Here is a 15,904-nt window from a genome sequence, read left to right on the forward strand (position 1 = left end):
GTTGGCGCAACCCCGGGTGGTGTGTTCCGACTTCCGCTACATCCGATCGATCCGCCTGTATCCGGTCCTGCCGTTCAGGTGCGTTGCAGTACACCAGGAGGCACAGTGAACGAGCAGGAGGCTTTCCGTCCGGACGGAAACGATCCTGACGACGACCAGTCCGAGTTCGACCTGACCGGTGAGTTCAAGATCGACTTCGCCGCGCCGGCCTGGTATGCGAGCAACGACACCAGTGGTGGCGGCGCGGGTGCTGCGGCCTCCCCCGCGGCTCCTCCTGCGTCTTCGTCCACCCCTCCGCCCCCCGGGCCGCCGACGGGCCAGCCGCTGCCCGGGCCCGCTCAGGCCGCGCCGCCCGGCTTCCCGACGCTGCGCCCGCAGGACGCGGGCACGGAGGCGCCGGCCGCCACCACTCCCCCGGCCGCGCCTCAGACCCCCGCGGATCCCGCCCCGGCCGCGGACGACGGTGCCGCCGCCGGCAATCGGCGCGCCGGCACCGGCGGCGACCCGTCGGCCTCGCTCTGGGACGACGACGAGGACGACACGGCGGACAACACCGAGCCCAAGGGCGCCGACGCGTCCGAGCCGGAGCCCGCGCCCGCCGACCCGGCACCGCATCCCGACTTCACAGCCACGGCCACGGCCGCGTCCGCCGCCCCCGCCGAGGACGGCGTCCCGGCCCCCGAGGCCACCGCCGTGCCGCAGCCCGCCCCCGTGCAGCCCGCGCCCGACCGGCCCGGCCCCGAGGCCGCCGCAGAGGGCGCCCAGCCCGCACCGGGCCGGCAGCCGGAGCAGAGTCAGCAGCCGCAACAGGGCGTGCCGCACCAGGCAGTTCCTCAGCAGGGAATGCCGCCGCAGGCCGTTCCGCAGCAGGGTGTGCCGCAGCAGCAGGCCCCGCAGCAGATGCCTCCGCATGCCGTGCCCCAGCAGGGAGTTCCCCAGCAGGGCGCACCGTGGGGCGCCGCGGCCGACGGCCGTCAGCAGGGCGTCCCCGGGCAGGGCGCACTGCCGCCGCTGCCGCCGGAGTTCCAGCCGGCCGACCCTCGGGCCCAGGCGCAGGCCCAGGCCCAGGCCGCCCAGCAGGCACAACAGCCCCAGCAGGGCCAGCCGCAGGCGCCCGTTCAGCAGCCGCAGCAGGCACCGCAGCAGCCGCAGGCCGGCCACCCGCAGGGCCAACAGGCGCAGTACGGCGGCTACCCGCAACAGCAGCAGGGCGCCCCCGCACAGCAGCAACAGCCGGCGTACGGCTATCCGCAGCCCGCCTACGGCTACCCCCAGCAGGGTCAGCAGCCGCAGCAGCAGCCCGCCCAGCAGCAACAGCCCGCGTACGGCTACCCGCAGACCGGTGCGCAGGGCTACCCGCAGCAGGGCCAGCAGGCGCAGCAGGCCTACGCCCAGCAGCAGGCCGCCCAGCAGGCACAGCAAGCACAGGCTCAGGCGGCCCAGGCACAGGCCGCCCAGGCCCAGCAGGCCCAACAGGCCGCGCAGGCCCAACAGGCCGCGCAGGCACAGCAAGCAGCCCAGGCACAGCAAGCCCAGCAGAGTCAGCAAGCCCAGCAGGGTCAGCAGACCCCGTACCAGCCGCTCCCCGGGCAACAGGCCGGCGACCCGAACGCGGCGGCGAACTACGCGTCGTACTCGCAGCCGGGTCAGCAGCAGCCGCAGCAGCGGGCCGCCCCCGGGGCGCCGCTCGGTTACAGCGCCGCCGTGGAGCTGACCTCCGACCGGCTGCTGCGCAACCAGCCCAAGAAGCGCAAGCCGGGCGCCAACGCCCAGCCGTCCAAGTTCAAGCTGGGCGCGAAGAAGGAAGAGGCGGAGCGGCAGCGCAAGCTGGAGCTGATCCGTACGCCGGTGATGTCCTGTTACCGGATCGCGGTGATCAGCCTCAAGGGCGGTGTCGGCAAGACCACGACCACCACGGCCCTCGGCTCCACCCTCGCCTCCGAGCGGCAGGACAAGATCCTGGCGATCGACGCCAACCCGGACGCCGGCACGCTCGGGCGCCGGGTGCGCCGCGAGACCGGTGCGACCATCCGTGACCTGGTGCACGCGATCCCGCATCTGCACAGCTACATGGACATCCGCCGGTTCACCTCGCAGGCCCCCTCGGGTCTGGAGATCCTCGCCAACGACGTGGACCCCGCGGTCTCGACGACGTTCAACGACGAGGACTACCGGCGGGCGATCGACGTCCTCGGCCGGCAGTACCCGATCATCCTCACCGACTCGGGTACGGGTCTGCTCTACAGCGCGATGCGCGGAGTGCTCGACCTCGCCGACCAGTTGATCATCATCTCCACCCCGTCCGTGGACGGTGCGAGCAGTGCGAGCACCACCCTGGACTGGCTGTCCGCGCACGGCTACGCCGATCTGGTGCAGCGCGGTATCACGGTCATCTCCGGGGTCCGCGAGACCGGCAAGATGATCAAGATCGATGACATCGTGTCGCACTTCGAGACCCGTTGCCGCGGCGTGGTGGTCGTCCCGTTCGACGAGCATCTCGCCGCCGGTGCCGAGGTCGACCTCGACATGATGCGGCCCAAGACCCGCGAGGCGTATTTCCACCTCTCCGCCCTGGTGGCCGAGGATTTCGCGCGGGCACAGCAGGCGCAGGGGATGTACCCGCAGCAGCAGATGGGCGACCCGTACGCCCAGCAGCAGACGGGCAACGACCCGTACGCCCAGCAGCAGTACGCCCAGCAGGGCCAGCCCCCGCAGAGCCAGCCGCAACAGGGCCAGCCGGGTCAGCAGGGTCAGCCGCCGGCCGGTTACCCGCCGCAGCAGGGCGGCTGGACCCAGCAGCCCGCCCAGCCGCCGGCGCACTGGCAGCAGCAACAGCCCGCTCCCGACGCCCCGCAGCCCGAGCAGCAGGGCGGCCTCGGGCCGGGGTGGCAGCAGCAGCCGCCTCCGCAGTGAGGCGCGGGCAGCGCGCATGAACGGGGCGGGGCCCGGCACCTGTGAGGTGCCGGGCCCCGCCCCGTATCACGTCATCCCCCGGACGAGTGACCGACTCCGGGCCGAACTCCGGCCGGATCCAGCCGAGTTGACGCTTCCGCAGCTCTCCACCCGCCCACCCCCCGAAGGGGGGTGGGCGGCGGGGAAAAAGCCCGCGGGGAAAAGCGGCAGGGAAACGGCGCCCGGAAACCCCCGAACCCCCACCCGGAGCTACTCCGCCGCGGCGATCAGCCCCCGCGCCAGCTTCACGTCCACGGCCATCCGCTCCAGCAGGCCGTCGAGGGTGTCGAACTTCTCCTGGCCACGGATGTAGGCGAGGAAGTCCACGGCGACGTGCAGGCCGTACAGATCCAGGCCGACGCGGTCGATGGCGTACGCCTCGACGGTGCGCGTCTTCCCGTCGAACTGCGGGTTGGTGCCGACAGAGACGGCGGCGGGCATCGCCTCGCCCTCGACCTGCAACAGGCCCGCGTAGACGCCGTCGGCGGGGATCGCGGTGTGCGGCAGGGTCTCCACATTGGCCGTGGGGAAGCCCAGTTCGCGGCCGCGCTGGGCGCCGCGTACGACGATGCCCTCGACGCGGTGCGGCCGTCCCAGGACCTCCCGCGCGCCGGCCACATCGCCGTCGGCGACCAGCCGGCGGGTGAGCGTGGAGGAGAAGGCCTCGCCGCCGCCCGCCGCGCCGCGCTCGTAGAGGTCGATGACCTCGACGGTGTAGTCGTAGGTGGTGCCGAGCTCGGTGAGGGTGGCGACATTGCCCGTCGCCTTGTGCCCGAAGCGGAAGTTGGGGCCCTCGACGACGACCTGGGCGCGCAGCTTGTCGACCAGCACCTTGGCCACGAAGTCGGCCGGCTCCAGCGTCGAGAACTCCTTGGTGAACGGCAGGACCAGCACCGCGTCCACCCCCAGCCCCGCCATCAGCTCCGCGCGCCGGTGGTGCGGCGCCAGCAGCGGCGGGTGGGTGCCGGGGCGCACGACCTCGCTGGGGTGCGGGTCGAAGGTCACGACCACCGCGGGAATCCCCAGCTCACGGGCGCGCGCGACGGCCTTGCCGATGATCAATTGGTGGCCGCGGTGCACTCCGTCGTACGAGCCGATGGTGACGACGCTGCGCCCCCAGCCCTCGGGGATGTCCTCCAAGCCACGCCAGCGCTGCACTCTGCCCGCTCCTCGCCCGAACCCTGTCCGTCCCTTGCGCCAATTCGACATGGCGCAGGTCTAAGACTGCCATGCCACGGGTGATGCTCCGCGCGAAGGGGGGTTCCGGGCGGCCCCGCGGACCGGATCCGCCGCAGGCCACCGGGTGTCACGGGCCGGGGCGCGCACACCGCTCCGCCCGGCCGGTCCGTGCGCTCAGCTGTGGCATCCGGTGAGCGTGGCACGGGCGCCGGGGCCAACCACCGCCGCCCACTCCCCCGGTTCGTCCGCCACCCAGTCCTGCATCCGCCGGGCGAAGCCGGGCACCCGCCCGCCCAGTTCCACCAGCCGCCGGTCCAGGCGGGCCGCGCCCTGCGGGGTGCGCACCAGCAGCGTCCCGGTGCGGTGCACCAGCTCCCGGGTGCGTTCCGCCGGCCGCCGCTCCGCGCCCTCGGCGGCCGCCTGGAGCAGCGCCTCCAGCACCCGGGTGTCCGGCGCCGTTCCGCCGTATCGGCCGTGCTCCGCCGGGGCCACCGGGAGGGACGCCTCCTGCGCCAGCAGCGCGTCGAGCAGCTCGCGGCGCAGCGGGGCCGAGGCGCCGGAGCCGGAGCCGGCCACCACCGCCGCGAGCGCGCACCGGACCGCTGCGGGATATCCGGTCAGCAGCTCCACGGCGAGCGGGCGCAGCGCGGCGCGGGCGGCTGGTCCGCGTTCGAGGCGGCGGTCGATGAACTCCGCGACCGGCCGCGCCGCGCGCTCCGGGCAGTGCCGGGCGCAGTCGCGGACGAGGTCGGCGATGCGGGCGACGAGGGCCGGCGCGTCGATACGGGCGAGCATGCGCAGCAGCGCGTCGGCCACCGGCGGTCCCTCGCCGCCGACCAGCCGGGCCCGGAAGGCGTCCAGCACCGCCGCGGTGTGCTCGGTGAGGGCGGCCGTGAACGTCGCGGGCGGCAGCTGGGGATCGCCCGCGACGAAGCGGGCCAGCGCCCGGTCCAGGAAGCGGGATCGGGTGGCCGGATCGCCCACCAGCAGGGCGAGCGCGGAGCCGTGGTGGGCGGCGTCGGCACGCCGGGCGAGGAGGCACAGCGCGGCGTAGCGCAGCAGGGCGCGGTCGGCCGCGGCGGTGGCGTACGGGGCGGCCCGCAGGCCGTACGACGCGGCGGCGGCCCGGCGCTCGGGGCGCTCGTCGTGCGCCCAGCGGTCCACGGCCCGGCACACCGCCGCCGGCTCGTCCTCGGCGAGGGCGTCCATCAGCTCGTCACCCCGGGGGTGCGCGGCGGCCACCAGGGCCTCCAGGAGCGCGTCGAGCGCCTGCCGGCGATGGGTGTGCAGCAGTGCCTGCGCGGCGGCGGCGACGGTGATCTCCCGGGGCAGGGAGCGCGCGGGACGGGCCGGGTCGGCGCCGTCCGTGGCGGGGCGCCGGAGCGGGCGGGTGTCGTCGAACCAGGCGCACAGCAGCGGCTGGATCCCCTCCGGGTCCGTCCGCAGCAGTGCGGCCGCGGCGTCGAGGAACCGCGTGGGGCGTGCGCCGGTCCCGGCCGCCGCGGACGGGCCGTCGGCGGGGTGCGGGCGCGGACCGCCCCCGGGATCCGCCGGGCCGTCGCCGCCCCGGGCGGGCCCGGGGTGGTCGGCGGGGTGGACCCGTACCCGCGGGGGCTCGGCGAAGGGGCCGCCCGGGCGCGGCACGGTGACCGGCCCGGGCGCGGCCGGCGCGCTCCCCGGCCCGCCCGTCCCGGCGCCCCGCGACAGCCTGCCCGGCGCCCGGCCGGCCGCCGCGGGCGGCCCGTCCGCCGGCAGCAGACGGCGCAGCAGATCCATCCGGTCCGCGTCCGGCAGCGCCAGCCGCTCCCAGAACCACGGGCCGAACTCCGGCAGGCCGGTGTGCGCGAAGCCGCCGGCCCGCAGCGACCGTTCCGTGATCCGGTCGGCGAGCAGCCGCAGCACGCCCGTGTACGGCCGCGCGTCGGGCACCCGGAGCAGGACCCCGGTCAGCAGCCGGGCGGCCCATCGGCGGCCGTCCACGGCCTGTGCGGCCCCCTCCCCGGGGCCGGCCGCGGTCGCCGCCGGCACCAACTCCGCCAGCCGGAAGGTCAGTTGCACCGTGCCCTCGCGCCGGGCGAGCAGCAGCAGCGCCTGGACGACCGGTCCGGTGCGCCGGCCGGGGGCGGGCCGGAGCCCGGGGTCGGCGTGCGCGCCCTGCAGCCACTCCGCGAATTCCTCGTGGGCGAAGCGGTATCCGCCGCCGGCCGGGACCAGCAGCCCCTCGCCGAGCACCGCGGCGGCCCAGCCGGCCTCCGGCGGAAAGACCTCCTCGAACGACATCCGGTCCAGCCCGCCCGGCCCGGGGCGCAGACAGCGGCGGGCCGCCTCGTGCACCTGTCCGGCGACCTGGGCGGCCAGGCGGCGGACGGCGGTGCCGCGCGGCGCGGGCCGGTGCGCGGCCGCCAGACGGACGGCGATGCGCAGAGACACCAGGTCCAGATGGGCCTCGAAGATCTGATGACGGTCGGGGGTGCCGAGGCCGGCCGGATCGCCCTTGGGGAGCGCCGACAGGACCTCCGCCAGCAGCCGCAGCGCCAGCGGATGGCGGGCGTCGGCGGCGGCCGGCAGGCCCGGTGGCAGGCGGTAGCGGCCACGGGCCCGCTCCGCGGCCTCCTCCGGGAGGTCGCCCAGCCCCGTGCAGGCGGGCAGCGCGGGCAGCGGATGGCGCGGCGCGTGCAGCAGACCGGGCGGGAAGAGCGCGCCGGCCCGCTCCCAGAACTCGGGGCGGCAGGCGATCACCAGCCGCACTCCGGCCGTGCCCAGCCAGTCGGCCGTCGCCCGGGTCCAGTCGGCCAGCCGCCGCTCCAACGCCGTCGGCATCTCCTCCGGGCCGTCGAGGAGCACCAGCAGCCCGCGTCCGGCCGCGGCCGCCGCCCGGGCCACGCCCTGTGAGGTGGTGTCGGTGGGATCGCCGGCCGTGCGGCCCGAGGCGGCGACGATCCGGCCGGCGCAGCGCAGCGCGCGCTCCACCGCCGTGCGCACCCCGTCGTCGCCGGCCCGCAGCTCCGCGCCGCGCAGCCGGACGGTCGGCGCCGGGACCGGGCCCCGCGCCCGGCGGGCGGCCAGCGCGGCCAGCTCCGTGCTCCGCCCGGTCCCCGCCTCCCCCACCAGGCCCAGCACCCGCGCGCTCGCCCCGCTGCCCTCGAAGCGGGCGAACTCCGCGGCCACCTCCGGCCGTTCGACCGGCTCCCGCCACCGCCGCGGCCGTTCGGCGGCGCCCGCCGACGCCTCGGTCAGCTGCCGGGCGCCGGCCGGATTCAGCTCGCTGCCGTAGGCGGGGACGGTGGCGGCGTTGCGCTCCAGCAGCGCGGCCAGCACGCCCCCCGGTGCGGCCTCGGCGACGGCGCGCAGCGGGATCGCGTAGCCGCCGACCCGGCGGCCGGAGTGCAGCGCGGTGCCGAGCACGCCGAGCACCGCGCCGGTCCGTGCGTCGAGCACCGGCCCGCCGACCGCGGGGCCGCCCAGCCGCAGCGCCTCCCGGCCGCCCGCGCAGAGGTGGAGCTCCAGCGTCTCGTCGAGGAGGTGGACGCGGGCGGCGGCCGTGTACATCACCCCGGAGCCCGGTCCGACGACCGTGCCGTCCAGCCAGCCGCCCGCCCAGAGCCGTGCGCCGGTGCCTGGCGCGGGCCGGGCCGCGGCGATGGGCAGCGGCAGCAGCCGGTGCGGCCCGAAGCCGTCGGTGCGGACGAGGGCGAGCCCGTCCTCCGGCAGCGGTGTCACGGCGTCGGCCGCCACCAGGCAGGTCCATCCGCCGCCGCCCGCCGCTCCGCCGCCCGCCCCGTCCGCCAGGGGCTGCAGCACCAGCTGTGCCGCCCCGTCCACCGCTTCATGGCTGGTGATCACCGTGCCGTCAGGGTCCGCGAGGAACCCCGTGCCACGCGTGCGACCTGCCAGATCGCGGATGCGCACCAGTGCCGCGCCCACATCGGCGTCCAGCAGTGCCATTGCCGATCCTCTCGCCCGTTCAGTCCGTCCGAACGGTAAGCAGGCGGTGATCGTCATGACAGGGAGCCGTTCCAACGCGCCCCCCTCCACTCCTTGATTCACTCCGAGCGCCTCACCGAATGAGTGAAGGGCCCGGTCTCGCGGGAGAGACAGGGAGTGAGGGGGAGGGTGGAGCGCGGGCCGGCACCCCGTACGTGCCCGGGCGGCCCGCGTTCCACCCCTCGCCCCGGGGCGGCCGCCCCCGCGTACACACACACGAAGGCCGGGTCCGCAGCGCCTCATACGCTGCGGACCCGGCCTTGGTGAACGGCTCCCGGGGCCCGGGCCCCGGCCCGCGTCAGACCGCGAACACCGCCAGGCTCTTGGCCTTCCCGCCCTGGTTCTCCACCAGCGCCAGGAACTGGCCGTCCGGGCCGAACGCCGCGACCGGACCGTCGCTCTCGAACCGCGGCATGGGGATCCGCGCGCCGTTCAGCAGCAGCCGCGCCTGCGCCTCGGGCACGTCCCAGCGGGTGAACGCCGCGGCGGCCGCGTCACCGAGCGGCATGACCGGCAGGCCCTCCCCCTCGGTGTCGTCCACGGCGGCCTGGAGCTGTTCGAGGGTGCGCGCCCGGTCCAGCTTGTACGGGCCGACGCGGGTACGGCGCAGCGCGGTCAGATGGCCGCCGACCCCGAGCCCGGCCCCCAGGTCGCGGGCCAGGGCACGGATGTAGGTACCCGACGAGCACTCGACGGAGACCAGCAGATCGGTCACCGGGGTGCCGTCGTCGGCCTCGGACTCGTGCGCGGAGTGCACCACGAACGAGGAGACGGTCACCGGCCGGGCCGGGATCTCCACCTCCTCGCCGTCACGGACCCGCGAGTACGACCGCTTGCCGTCGATCTTGATGGCGCTGACCTTCGACGGGACCTGCATGATCGCGCCGGACAGCCGGGCGACACCGGCGTCGATGTCCTCGCGGGCGAGGCCGTGCGCCGGCTTCGACTCCGTGATCTCGCCCTCGGCGTCGTCGGTGACCGTCGTCTGGCCGAGCCGGATCGTGCCGACGTATTCCTTCTCCGTCAGCGCGAGATGGCCCAGCAGCTTGGTCGCCCGCTCGATGCCCAGGACGAGCACGCCCGTCGCCATCGGGTCGAGGGTGCCGGCGTGCCCGACGCGGCGGGTGCGCGCCATGCCGCGCATCTTCGCCACCACGTCGTGCGAGGTGAAACCAGCCGGCTTGTCGACGATGACCAGGCCCGCCGGCCGCTCGCCACCCCGTCCGGAAAGCGCGCCGCGCTCGCCCTTCACGCGGGGCTTGTTGCTCTCACGCTTCATTCTGCCGCGGTGCCCTCGTCGTCCTCGTCCTCGCCCGGCTTGCGGTACGGGTCCGCCTCGCCGGCGTACTCGGCGCCCGAGGACACCTCGCGCACCTTGGCGTCCGAGGCCCGCGCCTTGTCGAGCAGGTCCTCGATCGTCTTGGCGGTCTCCGGCAGGGCGTCCGCCACGAACGCCAGGGTCGGCGTGAACTTCGTGCCGGCCGCGGCGCCGACCGCGGAGCGCAGGATGCCCTTGGCGCTCTCCAGTCCGGCGGCGGCGCTGGCCCGCTCCTCGTCGTCACCGTAGACCGTGTAGAAGACCGTAGCCTCCCGCAGGTCGCCGGTGACCCGGGTGTCCGTGATGGTCACGTGCGAACCGAGCCGCGGGTCCTTGATGCCGCGCTGCAGCTTCTGGGCGACCACCTCCCGGATGAGGTCCGCCAGCTTCTTCGCCCGCGCATTGTCGGCCACTGGTCCGTCTCCTTCTTTCTTCCACAATTGTGCTTCCACCGGCGGCGAGCTGCCCGGCCCTCAGGTCAGTCGTCGTCGCCGTGCAGCCGCCGGTGTACCGACAGCAGCTCCACTTCGGGCCGTGCGGCGACCATGCGCTCACAGCGGTCCATGACATCGGCGAGATGCCCCGCGTCCCCGGAGACCACCGCCAGGCCGATGGTGGCCCTGCGGTGCAGATCCTGGTCCCCGACCTCCGCGACGCTCACCGCGAATTTGCGGTGCAGCTCGGCGACGATCGGGCGGACGACGGAGCGCTTCTCCTTCAGCGACCGTACGTCGCCGAGAAGCAGGTCGAAGGACAGCGTCCCTACGTACATGCGGTGCGGGTCAAGCCGACCCGTGAGGCCTCGTATTCGGTAACCCCTGCCGATATTTGGCAAGAACACAAGAACGGTACACGCAACATCGGACACCGCTCGACGTGATTACTTTCCGTGGAACACCGGGGCCGGTGGGTGAGTGCAACCGTCCGGTCCGCGGGCTCCCACCCCCGCAAACGGCCGGGGCCGGCCGGCGGAAAGGAACTCCGCCGGCCGGCCCCGGGATGTGCGTGATCAGCCGCGCGGCTTCTCCCGCATCTCGTACGTCGCGATGACGTCGTCGATCTTGATGTCGTTGAAGTTTCCGAGGTTGATACCGCCCTCGAAGCCTTCGCGGATCTCGGTGACGTCGTCCTTGAAGCGGCGCAGACCCTGGATGTTGAGGTCCTCCGCGACCACCTTGCCGTCGCGGACGAGGCGCGCCTTGGTGTTGCGCTTGACCTCGCCGGAGCGGATGAGCACACCGGCGATGTTGCCGAGCTTGGACGAGCGGAAGATCTCGCGGATCTCCGCGGTACCGAGCTCGACCTCCTCGTACTCCGGCTTGAGCATGCCCTTGAGGGCCGCCTCGATCTCCTCGATCGCCTGGTAGATGACCGAGTAGTACCGGACGTCGACGCCCTCGCGCTCGGCCATCTGCGTGGCACGGCCTTCGGCGCGCACGTTGAAGCCGATGACGATCGCGTCGGAGCCGGTCGCCAGGTTGATGTCCGACTCGGTGACCGCACCCACACCGCGGTGCAGGATGCGGATCTCGACCTCTTCGCCGACGTCGAGCTGGAGCAGCGAGGACTCGAGAGCCTCCACCGAACCGGACGCGTCGCCCTTGATGATGATGTTGAGGTCCTGCACCAGGCCGGCCTTGAGCACCTTGTCGAGGTCCTCCAGGGACACCCGGCGGGTGCGCTTGGCGAAGGCCGCGTTGCGCTCGCGGGCCGCGCGCTTCTCGGCGATCTGACGGGCCGTACGGTCCTCGTCGACCACCAGGAAGTTGTCGCCGGCACCCGGGACGTTGGTCAGACCCAGGACCAGGACGGGGGTCGACGGACCCGCTTCCTCGACGTTGTTGCCCTTGTCGTCGAGCATCGCGCGGACTCGGCCGTAGGCGTCACCGGCGACCATCGTGTCGCCGACGCGGAGGGTACCGCGCTGGACGAGGACGGTGGCGACGGCGCCGCGACCGCGGTCGAGGTGGGCCTCGATCGCAATACCCTGCGCGTCCATCTCCGCGTTGGCGCGGAGGTCGAGCGAGGCGTCCGCGGTGAGGACCACGGCCTCCAGCAGGGAGTCGATGTTCTCGCCCTGCTTGGCGGAGATGTCGACGAACATGGTGTCGCCGCCGTACTCCTCGGCCACCAGGCCGTACTCGGTCAGCTGACCGCGCACCTTGGTCGGGTCGGCGCCCTCGACATCGATCTTGTTGACCGCGACCACGATCGGCACCTCGGCCGCCTTGGCGTGGTTGAGGGCCTCGATGGTCTGCGGCATGACACCGTCGTTGGCCGCCACCACGAGGATCGCGATGTCGGTCGACTTGGCACCACGGGCACGCATGGCGGTGAACGCCTCGTGACCGGGGGTGTCGATGAAGGTGATGCGCCGCTCTTCTTCGTTGACCTCGGTCGCGACCTGGTAGGCACCGATGTGCTGGGTGATGCCGCCGGCCTCGCCCGCGATGACGTTCGTCTTGCGGATCGCGTCGAGCAGCCGGGTCTTACCGTGGTCGACGTGACCCATGACGGTCACCACCGGCGGACGCGCGACGAGCATGTCCTCGCCGCCCTCGTTCTCACCGAAGTCGATGTCGAAGGACTCGAGAAGCTCGCGGTCCTCCTCCTCCGGGCTGACGATCTCGACGACGTAGTTCATCTCGTCGGCGAGCAGCTGCAGCGTCTCGTCGGAGACCGACTGGGTCGCGGTGACCATCTCGCCCAGGTTCAGCATGACCTGGACCAGCGACGCCGGGTTGGCGTTGATCTTCTCGGCGAAGTCCGTCAGCGAGGCACCACGCGACAGGCGAACCGTCGCGCCGTTGCCGCGCGGCAGCATGATGCCGCCGACCGACGGGGCCTGCATGGCCTCGTACTCCTGACGCCTCTGCCGCTTCGACTTGCGGCCACGACGCGCCGGACCGCCGGGACGGCCGAACGCACCCTGCGTGCCACCACGGCCACCGGGGCCACCGGGACGACCGGCGAAACCGGGACGACCGCCGAAGCCGCCGCCACCACCGGGGCCGCCGCCACCGGGACGACCGGCGAAACCGCCGCCGCCACCCGGACGACCGCCGCCGCCACCGCCACCGGGACGACCGGCGAAACCGCCGCCGCCACCGGGACGACCGCCGCCGCCACCGGGACGACCGGCACCGCCGGGACCGCGACCGCCGCCGCCACCGGGACCCGGACGCGGGCCGGCCGCGGGACGCTGCGGCATCATGCCCGGGTTCGGACGGTTACCGCCGCCACCGGGACGCGGGCCGCCGGCACCGCCGGGAGCCGCACCCTGCGGACGGGGCATACCACCGGGGGTCGGACGCGCGCCGCCCTGGCCCTGGGGACGGGGGCCGCCCTGGCCGCCGCCCTGCGGACGCGGACCGCCGGGACCACCCTGGCCGCCGGGACGCGGGGCGCCACCGGGACGGGGGGCCTGCGGACGGGCCATGCCCGTGGAGCCACCGGAGGTGAAGGGGTTGTTGCCCGGACGGGGGCCGGACGGACGGGCACCGGGACGCGGGGCCGGACGCTCGCCACCGGGACGCGGAGCGTTACCGCGGCCCTGACCGCCCTGGCCGCCCTGACCGGACGCCGGACGAGCCGGACGCGGGCCGGGGGTGGCACCGGGACGGGGAGCCGACTGGCCGGCGGCGGGAGCGGCCGGCGCGGACGGCGGAGCCTGGAACTCGGGCTGCGCGGGGGCGGCCGGAGCGGGCTTGGGTGCCGCGGGGCGCGCCGCCGGGGCGGGGCGCGGGCCCGGGGTGGGGCCGGCGGCGGGAGTGCTCTTGGGTTCTGCGGGGGCCTGCGGCGCCTCGGCGGCGGCCGCCGGGGCCGGCGCCGGAGCCGGAGCCGCGGGGCCCGGCTTGGGGGCGCTGCCCGGCTTCGGGGCAGCAGGACGTTCCCCGGCTGCCTTGGCGGCGGGGGAGGTGCCGGCCTGCGCCGGGGACGGCGCGGACGGCTTCGCGGGGGCCGACTTGCGCGGCGCCGCGGGCTTGCCGGCGGCGCGGCCGCTGCCGCTGCCTGCCTGGAAAGCGTCGGTCAGCTTGCGAACAACCGGCGCCTCGATCGTCGAGGACGCCGAACGGACGAATTCACCAAGCTCTTGGAGCTTGGCCATGACGACCTTGCTCTCAACGCCGAACTCCTTGGCGAGTTCGTATACCCGGACCTTAGCCACTTCGCTCCTTCTAGGTCCGGGTTGTCCACCGGACCGTCGCTACTTCATGGGCGTACTCATCGCGTACTCATCGAGTGCTCATCGCAATCTCGACCTACTTCCGACTCGCGAGGTACCTGACCGCACGGTTTTCCGTGCGCTGTGCGTTTCTTGCTGCTGTGCCTTAGTGCAACGGCGGTTGCTCGACGGGCGTCCGCTCGATGAACCGACGAAGCTCCGTGGTGTCGAACGGTCCCCGGGCCCGGTAGGCCCGGTTGAACGCCCGGCGGCGAACCGCCAGGTCGAGGCAGACCGGTGTCGGGTGCACGTACGCACCCCGGCCGGGCAGCGTACCGCGAGGATCGGGGGCACACTGACCCTCGATCTGCACGATGCGCAGCAAATCGCCCTTGGCCGCTCGCTCCCGGCATCCCAGACACGTGCGCTCAGGGCATGCGCGGGCATGCGTCCGGCCAGACACTGCTTAAGTCTACCTCCCCGTGGCGGCCCGACCCCCCTGGGGTAATGGCCGAACGGCTGCTCAGAATTCCGTGCGGGGCGCCGCGGCACCACCGATTTTCCGGGGCCGCGGCGCCCGCCGGCTACACCGCGTGTGCTCAGTCCTGCGCTGCGTGCTCGGTGTCGGGGCGGATGTCGATCCGCCAGCCCGTGAGGCGGGCGGCGAGCCGGGCGTTCTGCCCTTCCTTGCCGATGGCCAGCGACAGCTGGTAGTCGGGGACGGTGACCCGGGCGGAGCGTGCCGCCAGGTCCACGACCTCGACCTTGCTGACCCGGGCGGGCGACAGCGCGTTCGCCACCAGCTCGGCCGGGTCGTCCGACCAGTCCACGATGTCGATCTTCTCGCCGTGCAGCTCGGCCATCACGGCGCGCACCCGGCCGCCCATCGGGCCGATGCAGGCACCCTTGGCGTTCAGGCCGGAGCGGGTGGACCGTACGGCGATCTTGGTGCGGTGGCCGGCCTCGCGGGCGATGGCGGAGATCTCCACCGAGCCGTCCGCGATCTCCGGGACCTCCATGGCGAAGAGCTTCTTCACCAGATTGGGGTGGGTGCGCGACAGCGTCACCGACGGGCCGCGGACGCCCTTGGCCACCCGTACGACGTACGAGCGCAGCCGGGTGCCGTGCGCGTAGTCCTCACCGGGGACCTGCTCCTGCACCGGCAGCATGGCCTCCATCGGGCCGATGTCCACCAGCACGTTCTTGGGGTCCTTGCCCTGCTGGACGACACCGGTGATGACGTCGCCCTCACGCCCGGCGAACTCGCCGAAGGTGATCTCCTCCTCGGCGTCCCGCAGCCGCTGCAGGATGACCTGCTTGGCGGTGGTCGCCGCGATCCGGCCGAAACCGGAGGGGGTGTCGTCGAAATCGCGGGGCTCGGCGCCCTCCTCCAGGTCCTCCGGATCCTCCTTCGCCCACACCGTCACATGACCGGTGTTGCGGTCCAGCTCCACCCGCGCCCGGCGGCGGCTGCCCTCGGTGCGGTGGTAGGCAATGAGGAGGGCCGACTCGATCGCCTCGACCAGCAGGTCGAACGAGATCTCCTTCTCCCGCACCAGGCCCCGCAGGGCACTCATGTCGATATCCACGGCTACGCCTCCTCCTTGTTCTCGTCGTGCTCGTCGTTCGCGTCGTTCGCGTCGTTCACGTCGTTCACATCGCTGACATCGATCTCGTCGATCGCGTCGGTCTTCTCGTCGCGCTTGCCGGACTTGCGGTTGAACTCCAGCTCGACGCGCGCCTTGGCGATCTCGTCGAAGGAGAGCCGGCGGGCGGTCGGCTTACGGCCCTTGACGCCCGGCACTTCGAGGTCCAGCCCGGAGTCGTCGACGGCGGTGATCCGTGCCACCAGCTCGCCGGCCCCTGCCGCCTCGGTCAGTTGGGCCTTGATGAGGCGGCCGACGGCGCGGCGGTAGTGCCGCAGCTCGGTCAGCGGCCGGTCGGCGCCCGGTGAGGTCACCTCAAGGGTGTACGGGGCGCCGCCCATCGCGTCGGAGTCGTCCAGGACCTGGGAGGCCTCGCGGCTGAGCTCGGCACACTCGTCCAGCTGGACGCCCTCGTCGGAATCGACCACGATCCTCAGCACCCGCCGTTTTCCCGCCGGTGTCACCTCGATCTCTTCCAGATCCAGGTCTCGCGCGGCGACGAGCGGTTCAAGCAGTCCGCGCAGCCTCTCGCTCTGGGTGGTGCTCATCCGGGTGACTCCTCGGCCGCGTGTGCTGTTGTGGGTGGGTCGTGTGTCGGGTCAAAGCCTATCGGTTCCGGCGGGGTACTGACGATTCGGTGGGTGGTCACGGATACTCTCG

10 protein-coding genes are annotated in these 15,904 nt (G+C 73.9%); 1 reads left to right on the top strand and 9 read right to left on the bottom strand.

What is annotated here, in order from left to right:
• Nucleotides 1-105: 105 nt before the first annotated feature.
• Complete coding sequence (locus OIU81_RS09560) at nt 106-2,913, top strand: SCO5717 family growth-regulating ATPase (RefSeq protein ID WP_329145824.1); 2,808 nt, start codon at nt 106-108, stop codon at nt 2,911-2,913.
• Between the two features lie 249 nt (nt 2,914-3,162).
• Here OIU81_RS09560 and OIU81_RS09565 read toward each other — a convergent pair whose 3' ends face one another.
• From OIU81_RS09565 to rimP, 9 genes are all read right to left on the bottom strand, one after another.
• Nucleotides 3,163-4,110 carry a bifunctional riboflavin kinase/FAD synthetase gene (locus OIU81_RS09565; RefSeq protein ID WP_329145825.1) on the bottom strand — a complete coding sequence of 316 codons (948 nt, stop codon included), beginning with the start codon at nt 4,108-4,110 and terminating at the stop codon, nt 3,163-3,165.
• A 195-nt stretch (nt 4,111-4,305) separates the two neighbouring features.
• Nucleotides 4,306-8,076: a hypothetical protein gene (locus tag OIU81_RS09570; RefSeq protein WP_329145827.1), complete on the bottom strand. Its 3,771-nt coding sequence runs from the start codon at nt 8,074-8,076 to the stop codon at nt 4,306-4,308.
• A 337-nt stretch (nt 8,077-8,413) separates the two neighbouring features.
• Nucleotides 8,414-9,394 carry a tRNA pseudouridine(55) synthase TruB gene (gene truB, locus OIU81_RS09575; RefSeq protein ID WP_329145829.1) on the bottom strand — a complete coding sequence of 327 codons (981 nt, stop codon included), beginning with the start codon at nt 9,392-9,394 and terminating at the stop codon, nt 8,414-8,416.
• A complete protein-coding gene (gene rbfA, locus OIU81_RS09580; RefSeq protein WP_189104756.1) occupies nt 9,391-9,846 on the bottom strand; it encodes a 30S ribosome-binding factor RbfA in 456 nt (151 codons plus the stop codon). The genes truB and rbfA overlap by 4 nt, the downstream gene beginning before the upstream one ends.
• 65 nt (nt 9,847-9,911) lie before the next feature.
• Complete coding sequence (locus OIU81_RS09585) at nt 9,912-10,205, bottom strand: DUF503 domain-containing protein (RefSeq protein ID WP_329145833.1); 294 nt, start codon at nt 10,203-10,205, stop codon at nt 9,912-9,914.
• A gap of 237 nt (nt 10,206-10,442) precedes the next feature.
• Nucleotides 10,443-13,601, bottom strand: coding sequence for a translation initiation factor IF-2 (infB, locus tag OIU81_RS09590; protein ID WP_329145836.1), 3,159 nt, complete (start codon nt 13,599-13,601; stop codon nt 10,443-10,445).
• A 163-nt stretch (nt 13,602-13,764) separates the two neighbouring features.
• Entirely contained in the window at nt 13,765-14,061 is a 297-nt protein-coding gene (locus OIU81_RS09595) for a YlxR family protein (protein ID WP_329145838.1), read from the bottom strand.
• 136 nt (nt 14,062-14,197) lie between these two features.
• Nucleotides 14,198-15,187, bottom strand: a complete 990-nt coding sequence (gene nusA / locus OIU81_RS09600; protein WP_329145840.1) for a transcription termination factor NusA — start codon at nt 15,185-15,187, stop codon at nt 14,198-14,200.
• A gap of 2 nt (nt 15,188-15,189) precedes the next feature.
• Nucleotides 15,190-15,792: a ribosome maturation factor RimP gene (rimP, locus tag OIU81_RS09605; protein WP_329145842.1), complete on the bottom strand. Its 603-nt coding sequence runs from the start codon at nt 15,790-15,792 to the stop codon at nt 15,190-15,192.
• Nucleotides 15,793-15,904 lie beyond the last annotated feature (112 nt).

It is taken from the genome of Streptomyces sp. NBC_01454 (assembly GCF_036227565.1).
In the GTDB taxonomy this organism is placed as follows: Bacteria; Actinomycetota; Actinomycetes; order Streptomycetales; family Streptomycetaceae; genus Streptomyces.

Excerpts from the sequence above, each read along its gene's own strand:
- OIU81_RS09570 (WP_329145827.1), bottom strand. The coding sequence starts at position 8,076 with ATGGCACTGCTGGACGCCGATGTGGGCGCGGCACTGGTGCGCATCCGC.
- truB (WP_329145829.1), bottom strand. The coding sequence starts at position 9,394 with ATGAAGCGTGAGAGCAACAAGCCCCGCGTGAAGGGCGAGCGCGGCGCG.
- OIU81_RS09585 (WP_329145833.1), bottom strand. The coding sequence starts at position 10,205 with ATGTACGTAGGGACGCTGTCCTTCGACCTGCTTCTCGGCGACGTACGG.
- rimP (WP_329145842.1), bottom strand. The coding sequence starts at position 15,792 with ATGAGCACCACCCAGAGCGAGAGGCTGCGCGGACTGCTTGAACCGCTC.